The following is a 20,087-nucleotide window of genomic DNA, read 5'->3' as shown; positions in this document are numbered from 1 at the left end:
ATCTCACTGTAATGACAGCCTTGAAATCCGAATCATTTGAAAAACAAGTAATTATTCACTATAAGCATCTTGGTTTTTTAAAGCCTCATTCACTTTATCTGATAAATAGATTGCAGCATCTTTCGCTGAATCATCATTTTGTAGGACCATTGCTAAAGCATCTTGCATAGGTTGTGTAATTTCTGCTAAAGAAATCGGCGGTAGCGGTTGTGCCTGCTCAATCAGCTCTGGGTTTCCAAAACCAGCTGCCCATTTATTTGTAGAATCAATTTCCATGTCTGTTCTCGGGGAGCCTTCGGGACGACCAGCTTGTTGATTTTCTTGATTTAATAAATAAGTTGCTAATTTAAAAGTTTCCTCAATTTCTTTTTCACTGTTGTTGTAAATGTAATAAGTATTTATTTCTAAGAAAGTCGCCGGAGTCGTATTATAAGGTGGCAGTCCAATAGTCGCATCTGCCATTTCATCAGGATTATTTTCTTCATAATTTTGCATCCAAGAACCATTGTTCATCATAGCGTATTTATCTAGTGCAAAATTGGTATCCAATTCTTCCCAGCCACCAACTGCGGCATTTTGGTCAATGACACCTTCAGCTAACATATCTTTATAGAATTGAAAAACCTCTGTTGCTTTAGCTAAATTGTCTTCACTGTCCTGCCAAGTATTTTTGTATGTTCCGCTGCCTTGTTCATCTGCAATTGAAAGACCATTTTGAAATAAAAATGTAGCTAATTCTTGTGGAGCCCTTGCCCCGGTTCCAGCGATTCCAAACGCAGTTTGACCTGTCTTCTCTTTAACGGTTTTGGCCATCTCTAATAAGTCATCCCAAGTTTCCGGCGGTGTATCATAACCTGCTTCAGTCAACATCTCTTGATGGTAAACTAAAGCCCTTGGCGCAATATAATTAGGTAACGCTTGCAATTTTCCATCAGTGCTCAAGGCATCTGTAACATTGCTATAAAATAAATCTTTATCGGAATAGCCATCCCATAAGTTTGATAAATCAGCTAAAGCTCCCATATTACTAAATTCTCCGTACCACTCCCCTAATCCCCAAGTAATTGAAGGTGCATCATCAGCGGAATAAGAGGTAACAATTTTGTCTTTTAATTGATCCCAGTTAAATAGCTGATAATCAATTTCAATATTATTTTCTTCTGCATAGGTTTCAATTAATTCCTGCTCATGGACTTGATCTGCATTCCCTTTTGTTGCCCCTGACCAAAAGACTAGTTTAACTTCCTCATCATTACTACTTGAATTAGTATCAGAAGAACTACCATAACCAAACAAAAAACCGACACAAGCAGTTAACATCGCAGCCACAGAAAATATACTTTTTTTCTTCATTTTTCCATTCCTCCAAAAACAAATTATTTTGTCATCGCTTACAAACTTATTTTATAAGCTCTATTTACTTTTTGGAATAACCGCATTATTATAAAGGTATACATTTTTCGATATTTCCAAAAACAACAGATTCTAATAAAACCATACTCTATTTGGATTGGAGGAAATAATTTTGTTTTTAGAGAGCAAAGATCGCATTGAATATTTCTTTAATGACTATCTGCTAGACAACATTTCAATAGTTAACTTTGGTCACGAACGATGTCTGCCCAACCACAGTTTTGGTCCACAAGTCCGGGACTATTTTGTTTTACATTATGTTTTAAACGGTCAAGGAATTTTTAAGCTAGGGGATACCGTTTATAATTTGAAACAAGGTTGTTTTTTCTTAATCTCACCTAAAGATGCGGACCCTGTCTATCAAGCAAGTGAGCAAGATCCATGGGAGTATGCCTGGTTTGGTATTGAAGGAGATAAAGTAGAGGAAATTTTAGACGAGTTGGGTTATTCAAATATCAATAGAGTAGGTTTTTTAAAGGACAGTCAAAAATTGGATGCTATGATTTATGACCTAATTGAAGGAGATTTTTTATCAAAGGGCAATGCCTTGCAAATTCAGGGAACTTTAATGTCTGTGCTAGCTTGCCTGAGCATTGACGGAAACAATCCCTCTTTGAATCAAAATATCTCAAGTTTGCAAAAATATGCGGAACAATTTGTCCATTTTGTACAGCAAAATTATTGGCAAGAAAGTCTTTCAATCCAGCAAATTTCAGAATACTTGCAGATAGACAACTCGTATTTATCTAAAATAATTAATAAGGCTTTTCAACAAACACCAATTGAATATCTGATTAAATACCGTATGACCAAAGCCCGTTTTCTGATTGAAAACACTGATCATACGGTTGCATCGATTTCAAAAGCCGTTGGCTACTCAAATCCTTTGTCTTTTTCACGAGCCTACAAAAAGACATTTGGTTTTTCACCAAGAAATTCAAAAAAGGGTTAAATGACGTATTGACTTGGGATTGTAGTTTATTGCGGTGCAGTAGATGGGAGCGAAAAAATTTATGAAGATACCACCCTCAATCTCGACAACTGAATTGCCGAAAAAAGCAATTCGCTAATTTACGGAAGTAGTGAAGCCGGCCTGATGGGAGTCGTTGCTGGTGTTGTGCTTGCAGCAAGCCGGCAAACAATTGGTGTCATCACAACTTTTTTACAGGAAAGAGAACTAGCCCATCCTCGCTTAACAAAACTCTAAGTCGTTGACTCTTTGTCTGCAAGAAAACCAATAATGGCTACCCTTGCATAAGACTTCATCACTTTATCCGGCAATCTTGAAACATTGGAAGGAATTAGTGAGGTAGTCTCTTGGATCCGCGTCGGTCAAAATCCCACCCTGTATTTTTCAATGTGGCTAACTATTACGCTCCGTTAGAAAAATGTTTGACGAAATGATTCAAAAGCGCTTTTATGAGTTGGAGACCGCAGTCAAATTTTTTTCTGAATCTCTGACAGATATTGCGAAATTTATCAAAACCTACAAACCGCTTGAATAGACAAATACTCGCTACTAGCAGAGAAGCGTGATTCTCAAAAGCATTGCTTAGCAAATATTTCAAAAGCCAGCTTGCTACAGTTCAGATTCTTTCTTCAGCAGTAAGCTAGCAGCAGACAAGGCTGAAATCTGTCAGTTTTGCGTCAAAACTGCTTTTTTTCACTAAAACTTTTTCCTAACTTTTTTAAAAGAAAACTGGAAAAAATTTCTTTTGCTGTAGTTGCAGCTGACCTAATATTTAAGTGTTGATAGAGGTCTTCCTTAAAAAAGATCAAATAAAAAAGGACTAGCGCTAGGGCTGGTCCTTTGATTTATTTACACTGCTTCACCAAGAAATTCAATTTCAACGGTTCTGGTCAATACATCTGAGTAGCTGTAAGACACCCGTTCAAAAGAGTTTTCTTCTGGATCTAGATCGACAACAAAAACGGATGGATAAGTTTCTGTTAAAATACCTTTACGTTCCGTTTGACGCTTTCTCCCTGTCTGTGCCACCAACATGATTCTGCTGCCGATGCGACATTCAAGGTCTTGCTTAATCGTAGCTAAAGTAGTTGCCATACAATTCACCTCGAATACCATTTTAACTCATTTTCACAAAAAATTCAAGTTTATCATAGGATTTTTTGAAAATCAACTGATTTTTTTCATCAAGTTAAGATTCACATCTATTCTTCACCATTATCACTTAATAAGTGTTGGCATAATTTCTTTTTTCCACGGTCAAAGGCGCCCCGAATACAATTTTGCGAAACATTTAATAGCTCTGGTAATTGTTTTAAATCAAATCCCTGCAAAAAATAACCCATCACCTGCTCCTCCAGCGGTGAAAATAAATGCTCATACCCACTGAGTTTCTCTCGCAGCAATAAATAATTCTCTGCTCCCGGTGTCGTATCATAACGCTCCGCTATTCGATAACGCAGCTCATCAGCATCAAGGGACAGACTTTCATATTGACCTCGCCGCTTATAGGCCTGTTGTTTTCGTAGCAAAGAGCGGATGCGATTGCTCATGGCCACTTTAAAATACTGACCGATGGTGGTTCCGCGATTGTCATCAAAATGAAAAATTGTTTGAAAAAAAATCATGCGTCCCTCTTGTAGCCAATCATCGTGATCTAAATCCCGTAAATAATACTGCTGCTCCAAATTTAAAACGACTGGCCGGTACTGATCAAAAAGTTTTCCAAAAGCCTCAGAGTCGCCTGCTTTTGCCAAACGCAACCATTCAACTAATTCCTCTTCACTCATTTTGTCGCCCCCTTTGAGTTTTACAAGGCTATCATAACAGGTCTTCGGAAATATTTTTGGGAGCTAAACGGGGCTGTGTGCAGATTTGCACTCGTTTTTACAAAATTCGCCTCTCTGCGACAATTTTTACTATCTTGATTAAATTTTGCTACGAACTGGCAGCAAAAAAAGCTATGACATCCGTTATAACAGAATCAAAATTCCTAAATCAAAACTAGCAAATACTGCTTAATTCAATCCTGCTGAATCTTCTCAGCCTGTGTCTTCTCTGGTCGCAAACAAATTGGACCACAGAAACAACCAGAATTTGATTTAGAATTTCGTCTGTTAATCAGAATAGTGTCACAGCCTTTTGGACTGATATTTTTCAAATAAAATTTTAGAAATTTACTCGGCAACCGTCATGCTTCGGTCAATTTTACTAGACCCGTCGCTGTAATCAAAAATCACATTTGGCTGCACATTGTATTCATATACATTGAAATCCAATGTCCCCACACTGTCCACTGCCTGCAGCCAATATCCCCGGGGCATTAATTCATCGCCACGAAACACCGTGACAATTTGATAAAGCACCCGATTACCGGAAACTTTTTGAGCCTCTCGAATCTTAGCTTCGAATTTTGTTTGAACCTGCTGATTGGAATAGGCACTTTGAGTCGCCAAATTTTTTGGATTGTCTTCGCTGCCTTCAGCACCTTCTAAATAATTGCCATCCTCATCTAAATTAAATGAGCTTGTATAAGCCAATAAATGACCGCGATTATAAATCGGCTGCCCGTCAACTTCCTTTTGGTGCCATCCCGTTGGCTGCCAGACCTGACTGCCACGATTTTCGGAAGAGCCTAAATTCGTTTCATCAATATAGGCTGTGACAAATGTTGTTCTATTTAATTCATCTAAATTTCCATAAACGGCGTGATTCGTTTGCCAATCTGCAATATTCAGACTCGCTTGATTGTCATTGACCGTCACCACAGCCTCACCGCCACTGACAAAATCCAAAGCCGCTAGCTCATCATAGGTCGCCTGATTGTAAGGCAAGGTCCCCGTGTTGCCACCACTATCGGTGATCTGGCTATTTCCCGCAGTTAAATTACCTAGAATAGTTGTGGCATCATCACCATTCAGCCAACTCTCCGCCAATTCAGGTAGCGTCTGACTACCGCCAAAAATCAATCCGAGAACAACCACGACACCAGCGATAATTTTTTTATTCGTATTCTTTTTTTTACTCATCCAAGTCCCTCATTCATAAAAATTTCTTCCTTTGAAATCATACCAATTTTAAATTTTTTTGCAAATGGGGCCAGGTAACTTTTATAAATTAATTACCTGCATGTCAATATCATTTTTCTGAAATCGAATATCCGATTTTGCTTGCCTTCAAGACTCTAATAAATTGATCAAAATTTTCAACTGCAGCTAATTCCTTTTGCAGCATATTATCATCAATAATTTCAGATAAATACTCAAAAAATAATTGTAGTTTATCCTTGTCATTTTCGGAAACGGCCAATAGAAAAACTATTTTCACTTCATCTTCTACCGACCATTTAATTGGAATCTTTGATATCCCAACAATAATTTTAGATTTGGAAATCTCTGATGAAATTGCATGAGGGATAGCCATAAAAGAGGTGATATTTGTTGGAAGCATCTCTTCTCTAGACATGACTTTGTTTTTAAAATCCGTTGTTATATATTCATTTTCCTCTAACGACAAACACAGTTGATCAATGAACGGCTCTTTATCAATAGTTGTGGTTTGAAAAATAAAGCTTTCTCTTTCAAACAAATCATAAAGATTACTTTTTTTCTTTCCCAAGGTTATATACTTTTGAATTTCGTTTAAGCTATCTTTAATTCGCGAAAAATCAACTAAGATTACTGGTATACTAGCATTTATAAGCGGTACAGTTGAAACAATAAAATTTACATCCATCTCCTTCATTAACTTATAACTTGCAAAAGATAGAATATCAACAATTTCTATTTCATCTGGAAAACGCTGTTTTATCAGCGCCTCTAGGAGTCGACTAGTTGCAACCCCTTGTCCACACACAATTGCTACACGAATTTCCGTTCTTTTAGCTTTTCTCTTCCTCTCTAAAGCGGCCGCAATATGGAGAGCTACGTATCCGATATCATCTTCAGAAAAATGATATGTGTTCGCTAGTTCTGTATTTTTTGTAGCAAATGTGGCTAATTCAAAAGCGTAAGAATAATTTGTTTTTATCGTCGCTAGTAAAGGATTTTTTTCTGTAATCAGAATCTGTTTTAGCAATAGATAACTTGAGAAATGTGTATACAGATCATTTTTCAAGATAGTATCTTCTGTTAAGTCTTCACCAAAAGTTTTGTTGATTTTCACTAATATTTGGTCGATTAATGTATAAATTTGCTTGCTAGTATCCATTGAATTGCTCTTATATAACAATTCTGAGAAAAAATGTTTATAAATCCATTTTTTCTCACTTGTTTGGAATTCTATTTGATAATTTATTTGAACCCATTCGAGAAGCTCTTCTAAAGCGGCTTGAACTTTTGCATCAAATAACGTAATTGTTGGAATCTCTTCAACAATATGATTTTTCTTCACCCTCAGAATTGCTATTGCCAAATGAATGATAAAATTCTTGCGGTTATAATCCGAAATCTTGTAGACCCTTGGAGAAAAAATTTCTAATACTTCCTCTGACAGCTTTGTCAAATTAACTTCTCTAAAAAGTTTTTTTTCAATAGAGGAAAATTGAATAATATAAGTTCCAAAATTTTTTTCGATTAATTGTTCCATTATACATTGTCTTATATTAATTTCTTCACCAACTAACTTATAACCAACATTCGCTTTTGAGACAACTTTTAGTTCATATGGAATAATTTGTTGGCGAATAATTCTAATATAGCTTAATAGTGTTGTACGTCCCACAAAAATTTCTTCACCGATCTCGTCAAGAGTTAGATAATCCTCATTAACAACCAACAAAAGCAGCAATTGCTTAATGCGATCTTCGGAAGATTCTAGCATATTGTCATCTTGATTAATATTCATTTTCAACTCTTCATACAGCTTCGCTAACTCCTTTTTATTACTCAAGACGTATCCTTTCCCCCTCAGATTAACAATTTGGGCATTATGAGGTCTCAATAAATCGTTTAATTCATTAATATCATTTCGAATAGTCCTTTCAGAAACAGAAAAACTAATTGCAATATTTTCTTTAGATTGAAATTCTTCTTCATATAATTTTATAAAGATATCCTCCAGCCGTTTATATGAGAACATCACAACTCACCCCTCTCACTAGTTAACAAACTTCATAATAATTGGTTTGAAAAATAAAAGCTACCCTTTCTCAACCTCAGAATAAAAGCGCTTACTATGATATTTTAAATAAGCTCTTCTAAACCGTGATATGTCAACTTATTTCAAACGACCTATTTCAAAATCATTTGTTTTCCATTTTGAATTGGCAAAGATTGGATAAAAATGTTCAACAATTTCCAATTCATTATGGAAATTAATGTGATATAAAATGTAAACGTTTTTTTGTATAGTTGAGCCATAGATGAAGGAGGTTGCCAAATGGACGACACAGAAACTAGTCATATAAGAGAAGAGTATATTCAGTTTATTCAAAATGTTGACAATTGGGAAACAGCAATTCAAGTCGCAGCAAAACCACTTTTAGAAGCAAAAATAATTGAGCCCAGATATGTACAAGCAATGATGAACAATGTCGCTGAGATGGGGGATTATATGGTATTGGTTCCCAAAGTAGCTATGCCACATGCTAGACCTGAACAAGGAGCAATTGGCACAGGCATTAGCATTCTAAATATTAGGGAAGCTGTTCTATTTGGGAAAAGCAGCTACGTCAATTTACTAATTTGCTTAGCTACTAAAGATAGCCAAAGTCACCTCGCTTTATTACAACAAGTTTCATCCCTGATTGATGAAGAAAGCAAAGTTCAACAATTGATTAATGCAAAAAATAAAAATGAATTTTTAGAATTATTGAATAAGTTTAGTACGGAGGAAGAGACATGTTAAAAATTATTACAGTATGTGGAAATGGAATTGGCAGTAGCAATCTATTAGCTATGAAGATTAGTCAAATTGCCAAAAACAATCAGATTGAAGTCGAAACACGTCCTAGCGATTTCAATGCAGCTCTAGGAGAAAATCCTGATCTCTTTGTAACAGTCGATGAATTTGCAAAACAATTCCCAGAAAATAAGCGGGTAGCAGTCGTTAGAAGTTACGCGGATAAAAAGAAAATTACAGAAGATATTTTGGATACTTTAAAACAATTGGATCAAGAAAAAAGAAAATAAATTTTGATGTATTGATTTCAAAATAAGGAGGAAGCAAGATGATATTTTTAGAGTTTTTACGGGATATGTTTAGTGAGCCGGCAATCTTAATGGGGCTAGTCGCATTCGTTGGACTAATTGCAATGAAGGCACCAGCTCATAAAGTTCTAACAGGTACTTTAGGTCCGATTTTAGGCTATTTAATGCTGTCGGCAGGTGCCAACGTTATCAGTGCAAATCTAGACCCTTTGTCTCAAATGATTGAAGAAGGATTTCATATCACTGGCGTTGTACCAAATAACGAAGCTGTAGTCGCAGTTGCTCAAGATATTCTGGGTGTCGAAACAATGACAATCCTAGTTGTAGGCTTAGTTATTAACCTAATAATTGCTCGTTTTACTAGATATAAATACGTCTTCTTAACTGGTCATCATTCATTCTTTATGGCGTGTTTATTATCAGCTGTCTTAGGAGCTGTAGGTTTTGAGGGAACACCATTAATTCTAATCGGCGGCTTTTTCTTAGGAGCTTGGAGCGCAATGTCACCAGCAATTGGACAAAAATTTACCTTGCAAGTTACTGGTGGTGATGAAATTGCAATGGGGCACTTTGGGTCTGTCGGTTATTACTTAAGTGCACTGATAGGTAAATGGATTGGTAAGGGATCAAAATCAACCGAAGATATTGCTGTACCAGAGTCATTTGGATTTTTAAGAAATACTACTATATCAACTGCTTTAACAATGATTATTTTTTATTTGGTGTCAGCTATTGCAGCTGGACCTGAGTTTGTTTCAACCCTATCAGATGGACAATCACCTTATCTGTTTGCAATATTGGCAGGTTTAAAATTTGCTGTTGGTGTAACAATTGTTTATTCTGGAGTCCGCATGATTTTAGCAGACCTACTGCCAGCCTTTCAAGGGATTGCCGACAAAGTTATTCCTAATGCAGTTCCAGCAGTAGATTGTGCCGTATTTTTCCCTTATGCTCAAACCGCTGTAATAATTGGCTTCATTTCTAGTTTTATTGGCGGATTGATTGGTATGTTTGTGTTAGGTGCTTTAGGTGGTGTCTTAATTATCCCAGGACTAGTCCCACACTTTTTCTGTGGTGCAACTGCCGGTGTTTATGGTAATGCAACTGGTGGCCGACGTGGTGCTGTGGTTGGATCTTTTGTAAATGGTTTAATGCTTGCATTTTTACCTGCACTATTACTACCAGTTTTAGGACAGCTGGGCTTTGCTAACGCTACTTTTGGTGATTTTGACTTTGGTTGGATTGGTATCCTGTTAGGAAAAGTCGGTGGTCAATTTAGTGAAATAGGGATTTATGCAATTATCGTAGTTGTATTGGTAGCCTTAATTTTACCTAGTATTATTAGACCATCAAAAACAGCAATTAATAATGAAGGGATGGAAACAGATTAATGAATTTTAAAATTGAAATTTACTCAGATGGTGCGATTATTAGTGACATGCTTAGAATGAAGGAAAAAGGAATTGTTAGCGGATTTACTACCAATCCAACCTTGATGAAGAAGGCCGGGATTACAGATTATGTTTCGTTTGCTAAAGAGGTATTGAGTAAAGTTGATGGGATGCCCATTAGTTTTGAAGTTTTTTCGGATGATTTTGACACAATGGAAAAAGAAGCGTTAAAACTTTCTGAACTAGGTGAAAATGTGTATGTTAAAATCCCTATATCAAACACTAAAGGAGAATCCTCGGCCCCATTGATAAAGAAACTCTCGGAAAAGGGACTTCATCTGAATGTAACAGCGATTATGACTGAAGCACAAGTCGAGGAGACTGTCGACGCCTTTGCCAAAGGAACTGAAAACATTGTTTCGGTTTTTGCCGGACGAGTTGCCGACACAGGCGTTAATCCGGAGCCATTGATGAAGAAATCATTGACTATTTGCAAAAGAAAAGAGGGTACCAAACTCTTATGGGCAAGCACCCGTGAAGTTTTTAATATTATTCAAGCAGAAAACTTGGAAGTAGACATCATTACTGTTCCCCCAGAATTATTAAACAAGTTATCCATGTACAATATGGATCTAAACCAACTATCTTTAGACACTGTAAAAATGTTTAGTAATGATGTTGCTGAACTTGGCTTTACAATTTTAGAAGAGAAATAGATTTAAGCCCTGATAAACTCTATTATAGAATTTATCAGGGCTTATTTTTTCAAATTTCTAACAACATTCTAAAGCTCATATCCGTTTTATTTCTCAACAATCAATTTCCCAGCTGAAGGGTGCCCTTCAATTCGCTCATGAGCTTCAATTACTGATGCCAAGGCAAAAGGAAATACTTCAGCAATATTAATTTTCAGCTGTTCCTTTTCGAAATTTTTAACTAGCGTTGCGAAAGCTTCTTGGTCACTATAATCTCGATTAGGACCGTAGTGGTGATATTCTACATTTGGTTTGCGAAACTCTACAGGTGGCAGCACATTTAAAACGACATAATCCGCCCCGTACTTAGCAATGTCCATCCCCGCTTCGTAGTCCCGACTGCCTTTAGTCGCATCAATCACGACGTCTCCTTGATTTTCAAAAATCTGACCAACATTTTCCTTGTCATAGGCAGCAAAACTATCTGCCCCCAAGCTGCGAACATAGTTCTCATTCTTACTTGAAGCTGAAGCCAGCACACGATTGCCATTTGCCTTAGCTAATTGAACTAATAAGGAGCCTACGCCACCAGATGCCCCCAGAACAACAATCGTTTGGTCAGGAGTAATGGATAATAGGCTAAATAGTAAATGATAAGCAGTTATCCCGGTCGTTGGCAGCCCAGCCGCTTCGCTCCAGCTCATATTTTCAGGTTTGCGATACACTTTGTTGCCCGGAACCACAATTTCTTCACCGTAAGTCCCACCGACTGCATGAACAATTACTTCATCTCCAACTGTGACGTTGGTAACGTCACTGCCGACTTCAATCACCGTTCCAGCACCGTCATTGCCGAGAACATAAGGAAATTTCACAGGTCGAGCGTCTTTCATTTTTCCCTGACGAAGACCAACATCATAAGGATTGATTCCAAAAGCTTGTAACGTTACCCGCACATGTTTGGGAGACATTTCTCGTGGCTCAGCAGCTAGTTCGATAAAAACTTTTTCTGGATCACCATAATCCTTGATAGCAAAACGTTTCATAAACAATCACCTTCCTCAAAATAAGTGTACTCTTTAATAAAAAGTTTGCCAAATAAGTTAGTTTTTTAGTTGTTATGTGGTATTGCTGAAGCTTGGTTAACATTATTAGAAATTTATTCTTTCTGAAGACAAAAAGGTAGCCCATCGGCGGGGATCAATGGGCTAGGATGCTAGTTCAACTTTCATCAACTCTTATACCATTTTCAGCTTCACTCCTAGTTGAACTGTATACGACCCGTTGCTCTTCAGAAAAGGCTTCTTTTTCTGAAGACAAAAAGGGAACCCGCCAGCGGGGACTGGCGGGTTTAGGATGCTAGTTCAACTTTCATCAACTCTTATACCATTTTCAGCTTCACTCCCAGTTGAACTGTATGCGACCCGTTGCTCTTCAGAAAAAGCTCTTTTTCTGAAGAGAAAAAGGGAACCCGCCAGCGGGGACTGGCGGGTTTAGGAGTAAAAAATGAAAAAGTGTTTTATTGGGTTTGTTTTATTGGGATGAGTTCATAATAACCGGAAATTGTGAAGATTTTATGTTTGCTGCTTAGACTTTCTAAGAAGATTTTGTAAGAAAGTCTAAACTTGCATCCTATTAGTCTAAATGGATAGGGAATTTTTTTAATCCATGATTAAGCAATCTGAACAAACTTAAAAAACAATCCTTCAGCCGTGTGACTAAAGGATTGCTTTTAACTAGCATTTCAATTGTTTATCCTAAATCTTCGCCGTTACTTTCAATGACTTGATGATACCAGTCGAAGGATTTTTTCTTGCTACGGGCTAAGGTGCCATTTCCCTCATTATCTTTATCCACATAGATAAAGCCATAACGTTTTTTCATTTCGCCGGTGCCGGCAGAAACTAAATCAATAAAGCCCCACGGCGTATAACCCATCAAGTCAATACCATCATACTCTACAGCATCCTTCATCGCGGCAATGTGGGCCCGCAAGTAATCAATTCGATAATCGTCTTCTACACGATGAGAAGCTGCATCAATTTCATCGATGGCGCCAAATCCATTTTCAACAATAAATAATGGTTTTTCGTAGCGTTCGTTAAACCAATTCATGGAATAGCGCAAGCCCAGCGGATCAATTTGCCAACCCCAATCAGAAGCCTCCACAAACGGATTGCGAACTAAATCTTTGGCTTCGTCGTAATCGAAGGCCGGTGCACCATCTTGGTCGGCAACTGCAAAGGACATGTAATAGCTAAAACCGATATAATCGACTGTACCCGCTTTTAACAACTCAAAATCTTCTTTTGTGCGGTCTAATTGGAAATTTTTCCGTTCAAAATATTTTTCAATAAAACTTGGATAAGCACCTTTACAATGCACATCCGTGAACCAGTAGCGCCGTTGCATCGCCACAGTTGCCGCCATCATATCAGCAGGCTTGCTAGAGGCCGGATAAATCGGCACCATCGCAATCATACAGCCAATTTGAAAATCAGGGTTAATCTGATGACCGATTGCCACCGCTTGAGCACTGGCCACTAGCTCGTAATGGGCCGCTTGGTACATGATTTTTTCCCGGTCTTCCCCGGCTTCATATTTCAAACCAGAATTGGTAAACGGAGCAAAATCTTCATTGAAGTTTGCTTGATTATTAATTTCGTTAAAAGTCATCCAGAATTTCACTTTGTCTTTATAACGGGTGAAAACTGTTTCGGCAAATTTTACGAAGAAGTCAACAACTTTACGATTGCGCCAGCCGCCATATTCTGTCACCAAATAATAAGGCATTTCAAAATGCGACAAGGTAATCACTGGTTCAATACCATATTTCAGGCATTCATCAAATAAATCATCGTAAAACTGCAAGCCGGCTTCATTAGGTTCCGCTTCATCCCCCTTTGGAAAAATCCGTGTCCAAGCGATGGAAGTCCGGAAACATTTCAAGCCTAATTCGGCAAATAATTTCACATCATCTTTGTAGTGATGATAAAAATCAATCGCTTCATGATTGGGATAATTTTCTCCCGGCAGCACGCCATCCGTAATTTTACGGGGAATGCCATGGGCTCCGGCCGTCATCACATCGGCAACACTAACTCCTTTGCCGCCTGCTTGCCAACCGCCCTCCAATTGATGGGCAGCAACTGCGCCGCCCCATAGAAAATCTTTTTTTAAAATTGTCATTCTTATAACCACTTTCTAGCCTTGTTCGACTGCTGCTAATTCGTCCAAACCGTTTTCTTGAGCATAATTCATAGAATCTACTTTTCTGATAAATGGCAGGTAGATAAAGAAACCAAGCGTTAATACAAAAGCTTGCAATAATGCTGCTTGCCAGCCGCCGATTAAGAAACCAGAAATAATTGGCGGAGTTGTCCATGGTACTTGTACGGCCGTAAACAGCGGCACAAGTCCAGTATAAAGAGCAAAATATGTGACAACTCCAGAAACAACTGGCGTCAAGATAAACGGAATAGCCATAATAGGATTCATTACAATTGGTGTTGCAAAAATAATTGGTTCATTGATGTTAAAGAAAGCCGGGCCGATTGATAGACGGCCTAATTGCTTAAATTGTGCGGAACGTGCTAGGAATACCATGTAAACAACAATTCCGATTGTCATACCAGCACCCGTCACCGTCATAAATTGATCTAAAAATTGTTGCGTTACAATATGACCGCCGTTAGCAACTGTTAATTCAAGTCCAGATTCTTTGATTGCGGTATTTTCTAAGGAGTTCGCTTGTAAAATTGGGCCCATAATTCCGCCGACAATCGTTGAGCCATGGACTCCAAAGAACCATAAGAATGGCACCAAGAAACCTAACATCAATGCGCCACCTAAACTATCAGTCACACCTTGCATTGGACTTTGAATCACATCGTAAATCCATTGCACCATCGTAGTATCCATCAAAGCATCAAATAAAATATAAACAAACATCGCAAAAGTAATTAAAACTGCTGCTGGAATCAAAGCAGTAAATGAGTTCGCAACATTTTCAGGAACTTGTTCAGGTAATTTAATTCGTACATCGCGTTTCAAGAACCAAGAATAGCCCCAACCAACAAATAGACCAACTAAGATGGCACTAATCATTCCTTGACCGCCAGTCCAAGTTTTATCAATAACGTTGGCAATCGTCACGCCTGATTCTGCATCTGTCACGCTTGAACGCATGGTCAAAAGGAAAATAACCAAACCAATCATCCCAGCGGGCAGTCCTTCAAAACCTTCCGTCTTCACATAGGAATAGGCAATTCCCATTACAGCAAACAATGCCATAATTGCAAAAGATGCGCCATATGCTTGATTGAAATAATCCGCCCAACCTTGATTAGTTATAAATTCAGAAACAGCCGGCACGGGAAAATTGGCCAATAGTAAAAAGACAGACCCGACAATCGTAAATGGCATTGTGTAAAGCATCCCGTTACGCAAAGCTGTAATCGCTTTCGTATTAACGAATTTTAAAACCGGTGGTAATATTTTTTCATTAATAAAAGTATTCATCGTTTTTGCTCCTTAAAAATATTTTCTAAAAAATAAGTGCTTACCTCTCAAGTAAAACTAATCTTACGTCCCACCTTCCCAGTCAATATTTAAGTTTAAAATAAGTAAAAAATATTATCTGATTGCATTTAATCATAATAAACCACAGCATGTAACCCTTTTCATACATTAAAGAACCGAATACGGTAACAATAAAAAAAATCCCTCTATGGAACAACTTGTTCCATAGAGGGCGAAGAAGCTTATAAGTGATCTGTTAACAATTCTGCGATAAACATAGCTGGTAGCTGTGTAGAAAAATCAATATGTAGAACATTACGCTTAGCATCTTGAATAGTATAGTCAATTACATAATCACAAAGTTTTGCGACTGGACTATTACGATTTTTAGTTATGCAGCAGATAAAAACCTCCTGCCGTAACTCAATACTGGCAATTCGTTCTAGAATTTCTTGGGTTTCACCAGAAGAAGTAAATACTAGCAATACATTTTTTTGATTGCGGTGAAAATGGCTGTTAATCGGATAAATAAAATCTTTAATGCCAATCGCATTAAAACCTTGGTTCAGCATTTTCCGGGCAGTATATTCCGCAATGCTGCCAGATTGACCAATTCCAAAACACAGGGTAATATCTGCTTGTCTTAAAATAATGGTGACTTTTTCAATTTGATAAGCTAAATCCTGATTAAAATTATCCCGCTTTAGTATCTGGAAATGGTGGTCAATATTGTCATTGATTCCTTCTTGCGCCTCCGCTAATTTCAATTTTTGCTTATAGGACAAGCGGAATTCAGTAAATGATTCGTAGCCAATTTTATTAATAAACCGAAAGACAGAGGTCGCCGACGTATGGGAGTTCTCTGCAATATCCCGCACCCGCATATAGGGAATCTTTTCAGGGTTGTTGACAATATACCGATAGATCTCCTGTTCAACATTGGAAAGATCTGATATATCCAGGTTTTCAAAATAGCTCATCCACTTCACCTCTAAACTTATTTCTAGCCTAATTTTAGCATATTGTGGAGAACTTTATAAAAATTGACGGGGACTTGCGCAGAAATTTTCCTGTGATTGACAGGAAAATAAAAAGGCTTAGCACAAATTAGCTGCCAAAGCCTCAATATTTTTTAAATATCAATGAAACGGGAATCGAGTTTTGTCCCAGAAACAAGAAAATCCTCTGAAGTTAAGGAAAATTCCTCTGCCACCGCCTGAAAAAGCTCTTGCTTTGAAATAAGCGTTTTGACACGATACAACATGCTGCCATAATCGGTCCAACGGGCTAATTCCAAAAGTTTTGGATGGTCGGCTACTTCTGGTTTCTTTTCATTAAAGACTACCATAAAGTCGTGGAAGTATTTTCCTTTTGGCGCTGGCTCAAAAGATAGTGCCAGAGTCGCTGCAGAAAAAAATTTCAGCGGTTCATTTTCAAATTCCGAATAGGTTCGGCCATAGACAAAATACAGCGTTGAATCATCTTCACTATAATTGACAAACTCATCAAACAACTCACACATGATATACTCCTCCTTTGCTAACCTTTAGCCCTTCAAGACAAACTATTTAGTTAGTATAAAATTATTATATCACCAACTCTTATCCATGTCACACAAACCAAAACAGCTAAAGGACATGTTCCACCCCAAAAGTTAGACCAAAAATCTAACTTCTTTGTGGGCACTATAGCAACCTTCAGCCGTTTTTCTTTTATCATCTCAAATTTTTTTCTCTTACTCCAACCCCGCCAACCGCACAATCTCAATCAGCGTGTCCCGAGCTTTTTCCATAGCCTCCAAAGTGATAAATTCGTATTGTCCGTGGAAGTTTTCGCCGCCGGTAAAAATATTCGGCGTAGGGATGCCCTTCATAGAAATTTTTGAGCCATCTGTGCCACCACGAAATGGGGTAATCTTTGGTTCGATGCCGAGATTTTTCATGGCGGCAATCGGTAGCTCTTTTGAAAGCGGCGCTTGGTCGATGACTTGGCGCATATTGTAATATTGGTCAAACAGATGGTACGTAATCCGCGGGCGTTCAAAGCGTTGATTGATTGTAGCGATAATTGTTTCAATCCTTGCTTTTCGTTCGTTAAATTTGTCCATATCGTGGTCTCTGATGATATAGCTCAGCTTGGCTTCGCTGATGGTGCCTGATAACTCATGGAGCAAATAAAATCCTTCGTAGCCACGAGTTTCCTCTGGTACTTCATCGGGTGGTAGAGCATTGTCAATTTCTTTGGCCAATCTTAAAGCATTGACCATCATGTGATAGGCCGTGCCGGGATGGACGCTCGTCCCGGCTATGGTGATTTCAATTTTGGCAGCGTTAAACGTTTCGTATTCAAAATGTCCCACTCGGCCACTATCAATCGTGTAGGCGAAGGCCACCGGAAAATCTTCAGCAATAAAACGATCCGCTCCACGCCCGATTTCTTCATCGGGACCAAAAGCCACCCAGATGTCGCCTCTTTCAATCTCCGGATGCGCCAGATAATAGCGGAGCAAAGCTAAAATTTCTGCGATGCCAGCTTTATCATCGGCGCCTAATAAGGTCAAGCCGTTGGTGGTAATCAGGGTTTCGCCAATATAATCTTTTAAATTGGGAAATTCAGCGACCTCCATCACCAGCTGCTCTTTAGCATTTAACAAAATATCTTGGCCGTCATAATTTTCAAAAATTTGCGGCTGATTATTTTCAGCATTGTAATCGGCGGTGTCGACGTGAGCGATAAATCCGATAGCCAGTTTTTCGCTGTTGCCGGCAAGTTTGCCGATAACAAAACTGTTCGCTTCGTTGTAAGTAACATTTTCTAAACCCATTACATTGAGGCGCTCTTCTAGCAATTTTGCTAAGACAATTTGACCACTGGTTGTCGGAATGGTTGTGGAGCTTTCATCCGAACGGGTATTGATTTTGACAAATTCGATAAAATCATTTAGTAACTCACTCATATTTTCACCTTACTCCGTTAAATATGCTTCACGGAAATTGTAGTAGTCGCCATAGCTGTGATAAATCACGTTTTGCAGATTAGGATTAACTAAGTAATTGGCAGCACTTTGGTACAACGGCACCTGTGCAGCATCTTCAGCTAATAAAATTTCCTCGGCTGCCTGATAGTCGGTAAACATGGCATCAATGTCATTGGCGTCTGTCGTGTTGGCTTGTTCAACTAAATCTGAATACTCTTCATTTTCATAACCACCATAATTATAAGATGAGCCGCTACGGTATAAGTTGAAATAAGAATTCAAATCATTGCTGCCGGCAATCCAGCCAGATAAAGACATTTCATAATTGCCGTCTCTGCGGGACTGATTTAAATTATTTGAAGGCTGCTGATCAATCGTCACCGTTAATCCTTCTAAATTGTCCTGCAATTGCGCTTGAATATATTCCGCAATTCGTTTGCCGTTATCAGAATCATTGGCTAACAGTGATAGGGAAATGCTGTCGCCTAGTTCGTTGGTGGCCAGCTCCCACTCTTCAGCCGCTGCATCAAGATTATACACATTGTACTCGCCGCTGTAAGCTCGGAAATCTTCGCCAGTATTTTCATTGGTGTATAAATTGGCTGGAATCAAGCCATTTAAAGCAGTGGACCCATCGGCCAAGACATTGTTGACTAAGCCTTCTTTATCAATCGCCAAAGCAATCGCTTTACGCAAATGGGCATTAGCTAAGGCCTCATTAGCGGTTTTATTAAAATCTAGGAAATAATTTGAAATTTCCTGTTGGTTGACCAAGGCTTCGCTGTCTTGGAATTGTTGAACGAATTGACCGCTAATGCGGGTTAAATCCAACTCGCCGGTATCAAACATATTGATGCCGGTATTTTCTTCAACAATCGTGGAGCCTTCGACTGTTTCCAGTTGGACTACATCAGCATCATAATACTCTGGATTTTTTGTCAACGTCCACGTATTAGAAACTTGACTCCAGTTTTCTAAAATAAACGGTCCACTGTAAATCATATTCTCGCTGGAAGAAGCATAATCGTCCCCTAAAGCTTCCACATACTCTTCATTTTGCGGGGCTAACCAAGCAATCGAAATCACTGAAAGAAATGACGACTGTGGATTGGCTAGCGTCACTTCAAACGTTTGGTCATCCGGTGCAGCTAGGCCGATTGAATCGACATCAGCATTTCCTTGTCTAGCATCCGCACTGTTCACCACGCTATCCAACCAATAAGCATTTGGTGCCGCTGTTTCCGGTGTGACTAATTTTTTCCATGCGTACATAAAATCATTGGAAGTAATCGGCGTCCCATCGCTCCAATGAATATCATCCCGCAGATGGAAGGTGTAGACTAAACCGTCATCGCTAATATCAACCGATTCTGCCAAACCAGGCACTGGCGTACTGGTTTCATCTAGACGATACAAGCCTTCGAAAACTTGTTGGGCCACGGTGAATGTTACTTTATCAGTTGTCTGAGTGGTGTCCAACGTTGATAATTGAGCCGGCAAGCTAACATCAATAGCTTGTTCTGTAGCCATTTGTGTGCTGGACGATGACGCAGCCTGCGAAGAATCATTCGTTGCATTACTGTCGCCAGAACAACCTGCCAAAAACAGTGCTGTTAAGCCAATTATTCCCGTTACTTTAAAAAACTTATTCATTCTTTTTCCCCCTGATTACTATAATAAAAATAAAAAATCCCTTCGCTAGCTTTGAGTAGCGAAAGGACGTATTAACTAAACGTGGTACCACCTTAATTCAAAAGCTTAAAAGCTTTCCTCACCAAATGAAATTGGTTTTTGATAACGGAAAAATTTCCGAAACTGTCTGAAACAATTTTCTTCCAAGCCCATCCTTCATCCTTTCCGTAGGGCTGACTTTCACCCTCACCAGACCTCGCTATACTACTTCCCAGATTACTTCTGCTCTTCAATAGAATTTTATTAATTTTTAATGAGTGTACTTTAATAATTATCCCTTGT

General features: G+C 38.5%; 17 protein-coding genes. 5 read left to right on the top strand and 12 right to left on the bottom strand.

Annotated elements, in window-relative coordinates; genetic code table 11:
- Positions 1–51 precede the first annotated feature (51 nt).
- Positions 52–1,353, bottom strand: coding sequence for an ABC transporter substrate-binding protein (locus AC1Z3S_RS00500; RefSeq protein WP_461738707.1), 1,302 nt, complete (start codon positions 1,351–1,353; stop codon positions 52–54).
- A gap of 172 nt (positions 1,354–1,525) precedes the next feature.
- Here AC1Z3S_RS00500 and AC1Z3S_RS00495 point away from each other — a divergent pair, with 172 nt between their 5' ends.
- Positions 1,526–2,365, top strand: a complete 840-nt coding sequence (locus AC1Z3S_RS00495) for an AraC family transcriptional regulator (RefSeq protein WP_461738706.1) — start codon at positions 1,526–1,528, stop codon at positions 2,363–2,365.
- 867 nt (positions 2,366–3,232) lie between these two features.
- Here the strand turns inward: AC1Z3S_RS00495 and AC1Z3S_RS00490 are convergent.
- The 4 genes from AC1Z3S_RS00490 to AC1Z3S_RS00475 form a co-directional block, all read right to left on the bottom strand.
- On the bottom strand, positions 3,233–3,478 hold the full coding sequence (locus AC1Z3S_RS00490; protein ID WP_265459308.1) for a Veg family protein: 246 nt from the start codon (positions 3,476–3,478) through the stop codon (positions 3,233–3,235).
- A 107-nt stretch (positions 3,479–3,585) separates the two neighbouring features.
- Positions 3,586–4,170, bottom strand: coding sequence for a sigma-70 family RNA polymerase sigma factor (locus AC1Z3S_RS00485; RefSeq protein WP_461738705.1), 585 nt, complete (start codon positions 4,168–4,170; stop codon positions 3,586–3,588).
- 387 nt (positions 4,171–4,557) lie between these two features.
- Positions 4,558–5,409 (bottom strand): DNA/RNA non-specific endonuclease, encoded by an 852-nt coding sequence (locus AC1Z3S_RS00480; protein ID WP_461738704.1) that lies wholly within the window; start codon positions 5,407–5,409, stop codon positions 4,558–4,560.
- 109 nt (positions 5,410–5,518) lie between these two features.
- Positions 5,519–7,459 (bottom strand): BglG family transcription antiterminator, encoded by a 1,941-nt coding sequence (locus AC1Z3S_RS00475; protein ID WP_461738703.1) that lies wholly within the window; start codon positions 7,457–7,459, stop codon positions 5,519–5,521.
- Between the two features lie 300 nt (positions 7,460–7,759).
- Between AC1Z3S_RS00475 and AC1Z3S_RS00470 the strand changes: the two genes are divergently transcribed.
- Genes AC1Z3S_RS00470 through AC1Z3S_RS00455 form a run of 4 tightly spaced genes read left to right on the top strand, consistent with a single transcriptional unit; the run spans position 7,760 to position 10,636 of the window.
- Entirely contained in the window at positions 7,760–8,227 is a 468-nt protein-coding gene (locus tag AC1Z3S_RS00470; protein ID WP_461738702.1) for a PTS sugar transporter subunit IIA, read from the top strand.
- Positions 8,221–8,511 carry a PTS sugar transporter subunit IIB gene (locus tag AC1Z3S_RS00465; RefSeq protein WP_461738701.1) on the top strand — a complete coding sequence of 97 codons (291 nt, stop codon included), beginning with the start codon at positions 8,221–8,223 and terminating at the stop codon, positions 8,509–8,511. Before AC1Z3S_RS00470 ends, AC1Z3S_RS00465 begins: the two co-directional genes overlap by 7 nt.
- 38 nt (positions 8,512–8,549) lie before the next feature.
- Positions 8,550–9,920: a PTS ascorbate transporter subunit IIC gene (locus AC1Z3S_RS00460; protein WP_461738700.1), complete on the top strand. Its 1,371-nt coding sequence runs from the start codon at positions 8,550–8,552 to the stop codon at positions 9,918–9,920.
- On the top strand, positions 9,920–10,636 hold the full coding sequence (locus tag AC1Z3S_RS00455) for a transaldolase (protein ID WP_461738699.1): 717 nt from the start codon (positions 9,920–9,922) through the stop codon (positions 10,634–10,636). Before AC1Z3S_RS00460 ends, AC1Z3S_RS00455 begins: the two co-directional genes overlap by 1 nt.
- A gap of 86 nt (positions 10,637–10,722) precedes the next feature.
- Here AC1Z3S_RS00455 and AC1Z3S_RS00450 read toward each other — a convergent pair whose 3' ends face one another.
- From AC1Z3S_RS00450 to AC1Z3S_RS00420, 7 genes are all read right to left on the bottom strand, one after another.
- Positions 10,723–11,661, bottom strand: a complete 939-nt coding sequence (locus AC1Z3S_RS00450) for an NADP-dependent oxidoreductase (RefSeq protein WP_461738698.1) — start codon at positions 11,659–11,661, stop codon at positions 10,723–10,725.
- 706 nt (positions 11,662–12,367) lie between these two features.
- Entirely contained in the window at positions 12,368–13,804 is a 1,437-nt protein-coding gene (locus AC1Z3S_RS00445; RefSeq protein WP_461738697.1) for a 6-phospho-beta-glucosidase, read from the bottom strand.
- Positions 13,805–13,819: 15 nt separating this feature from the next.
- Positions 13,820–15,136: a PTS sugar transporter subunit IIC gene (locus AC1Z3S_RS00440; RefSeq protein ID WP_461735946.1), complete on the bottom strand. Its 1,317-nt coding sequence runs from the start codon at positions 15,134–15,136 to the stop codon at positions 13,820–13,822.
- Between the two features lie 242 nt (positions 15,137–15,378).
- Complete coding sequence (locus AC1Z3S_RS00435) at positions 15,379–16,116, bottom strand: MurR/RpiR family transcriptional regulator (RefSeq protein WP_461738696.1); 738 nt, start codon at positions 16,114–16,116, stop codon at positions 15,379–15,381.
- Between the two features lie 152 nt (positions 16,117–16,268).
- Complete coding sequence (locus AC1Z3S_RS00430) at positions 16,269–16,658, bottom strand: hypothetical protein (protein WP_461738695.1); 390 nt, start codon at positions 16,656–16,658, stop codon at positions 16,269–16,271.
- A gap of 213 nt (positions 16,659–16,871) precedes the next feature.
- Positions 16,872–18,092 carry a peptidase T gene (gene pepT / locus AC1Z3S_RS00425; protein ID WP_461738694.1) on the bottom strand — a complete coding sequence of 407 codons (1,221 nt, stop codon included), beginning with the start codon at positions 18,090–18,092 and terminating at the stop codon, positions 16,872–16,874.
- 9 nt (positions 18,093–18,101) lie between these two features.
- Entirely contained in the window at positions 18,102–19,766 is a 1,665-nt protein-coding gene (locus tag AC1Z3S_RS00420) for a peptide ABC transporter substrate-binding protein (RefSeq protein WP_461738693.1), read from the bottom strand.
- Positions 19,767–20,087 lie beyond the last annotated feature (321 nt).

Source organism: Enterococcus sp. LJL90 (assembly GCF_056924355.1).
Note: the sequence above shows the minus strand (reverse complement) of the source record. Positions and strands in the feature narration are given on the sequence as shown.

Bases quoted from the DNA above. Each gene is read 5' to 3' on its own strand.
- AC1Z3S_RS00500 (WP_461738707.1), bottom strand. From the start codon at position 1,353: ATGAAGAAAAAAAGTATATTTTCTGTGGCTGCGATGTTAACTGCTTGT.
- AC1Z3S_RS00490 (WP_265459308.1), bottom strand. From the start codon at position 3,478: ATGGCAACTACTTTAGCTACGATTAAGCAAGACCTTGAATGTCGCATC.
- AC1Z3S_RS00485 (WP_461738705.1), bottom strand. From the start codon at position 4,170: ATGAGTGAAGAGGAATTAGTTGAATGGTTGCGTTTGGCAAAAGCAGGC.
- AC1Z3S_RS00480 (WP_461738704.1), bottom strand. From the start codon at position 5,409: ATGAGTAAAAAAAAGAATACGAATAAAAAAATTATCGCTGGTGTCGTG.
- AC1Z3S_RS00475 (WP_461738703.1), bottom strand. From the start codon at position 7,459: ATGTTCTCATATAAACGGCTGGAGGATATCTTTATAAAATTATATGAA.
- AC1Z3S_RS00470 (WP_461738702.1), top strand. From the start codon at position 7,760: ATGGACGACACAGAAACTAGTCATATAAGAGAAGAGTATATTCAGTTT.
- AC1Z3S_RS00465 (WP_461738701.1), top strand. From the start codon at position 8,221: ATGTTAAAAATTATTACAGTATGTGGAAATGGAATTGGCAGTAGCAAT.
- AC1Z3S_RS00460 (WP_461738700.1), top strand. From the start codon at position 8,550: ATGATATTTTTAGAGTTTTTACGGGATATGTTTAGTGAGCCGGCAATC.
- AC1Z3S_RS00455 (WP_461738699.1), top strand. From the start codon at position 9,920: ATGAATTTTAAAATTGAAATTTACTCAGATGGTGCGATTATTAGTGAC.
- AC1Z3S_RS00450 (WP_461738698.1), bottom strand. From the start codon at position 11,661: ATGAAACGTTTTGCTATCAAGGATTATGGTGATCCAGAAAAAGTTTTT.
- AC1Z3S_RS00445 (WP_461738697.1), bottom strand. From the start codon at position 13,804: ATGACAATTTTAAAAAAAGATTTTCTATGGGGCGGCGCAGTTGCTGCC.
- AC1Z3S_RS00440 (WP_461735946.1), bottom strand. From the start codon at position 15,136: ATGAATACTTTTATTAATGAAAAAATATTACCACCGGTTTTAAAATTC.
- AC1Z3S_RS00435 (WP_461738696.1), bottom strand. From the start codon at position 16,116: ATGAGCTATTTTGAAAACCTGGATATATCAGATCTTTCCAATGTTGAA.
- AC1Z3S_RS00430 (WP_461738695.1), bottom strand. From the start codon at position 16,658: ATGTGTGAGTTGTTTGATGAGTTTGTCAATTATAGTGAAGATGATTCA.
- pepT (WP_461738694.1), bottom strand. From the start codon at position 18,092: ATGAGTGAGTTACTAAATGATTTTATCGAATTTGTCAAAATCAATACC.
- AC1Z3S_RS00420 (WP_461738693.1), bottom strand. From the start codon at position 19,766: ATGAATAAGTTTTTTAAAGTAACGGGAATAATTGGCTTAACAGCACTG.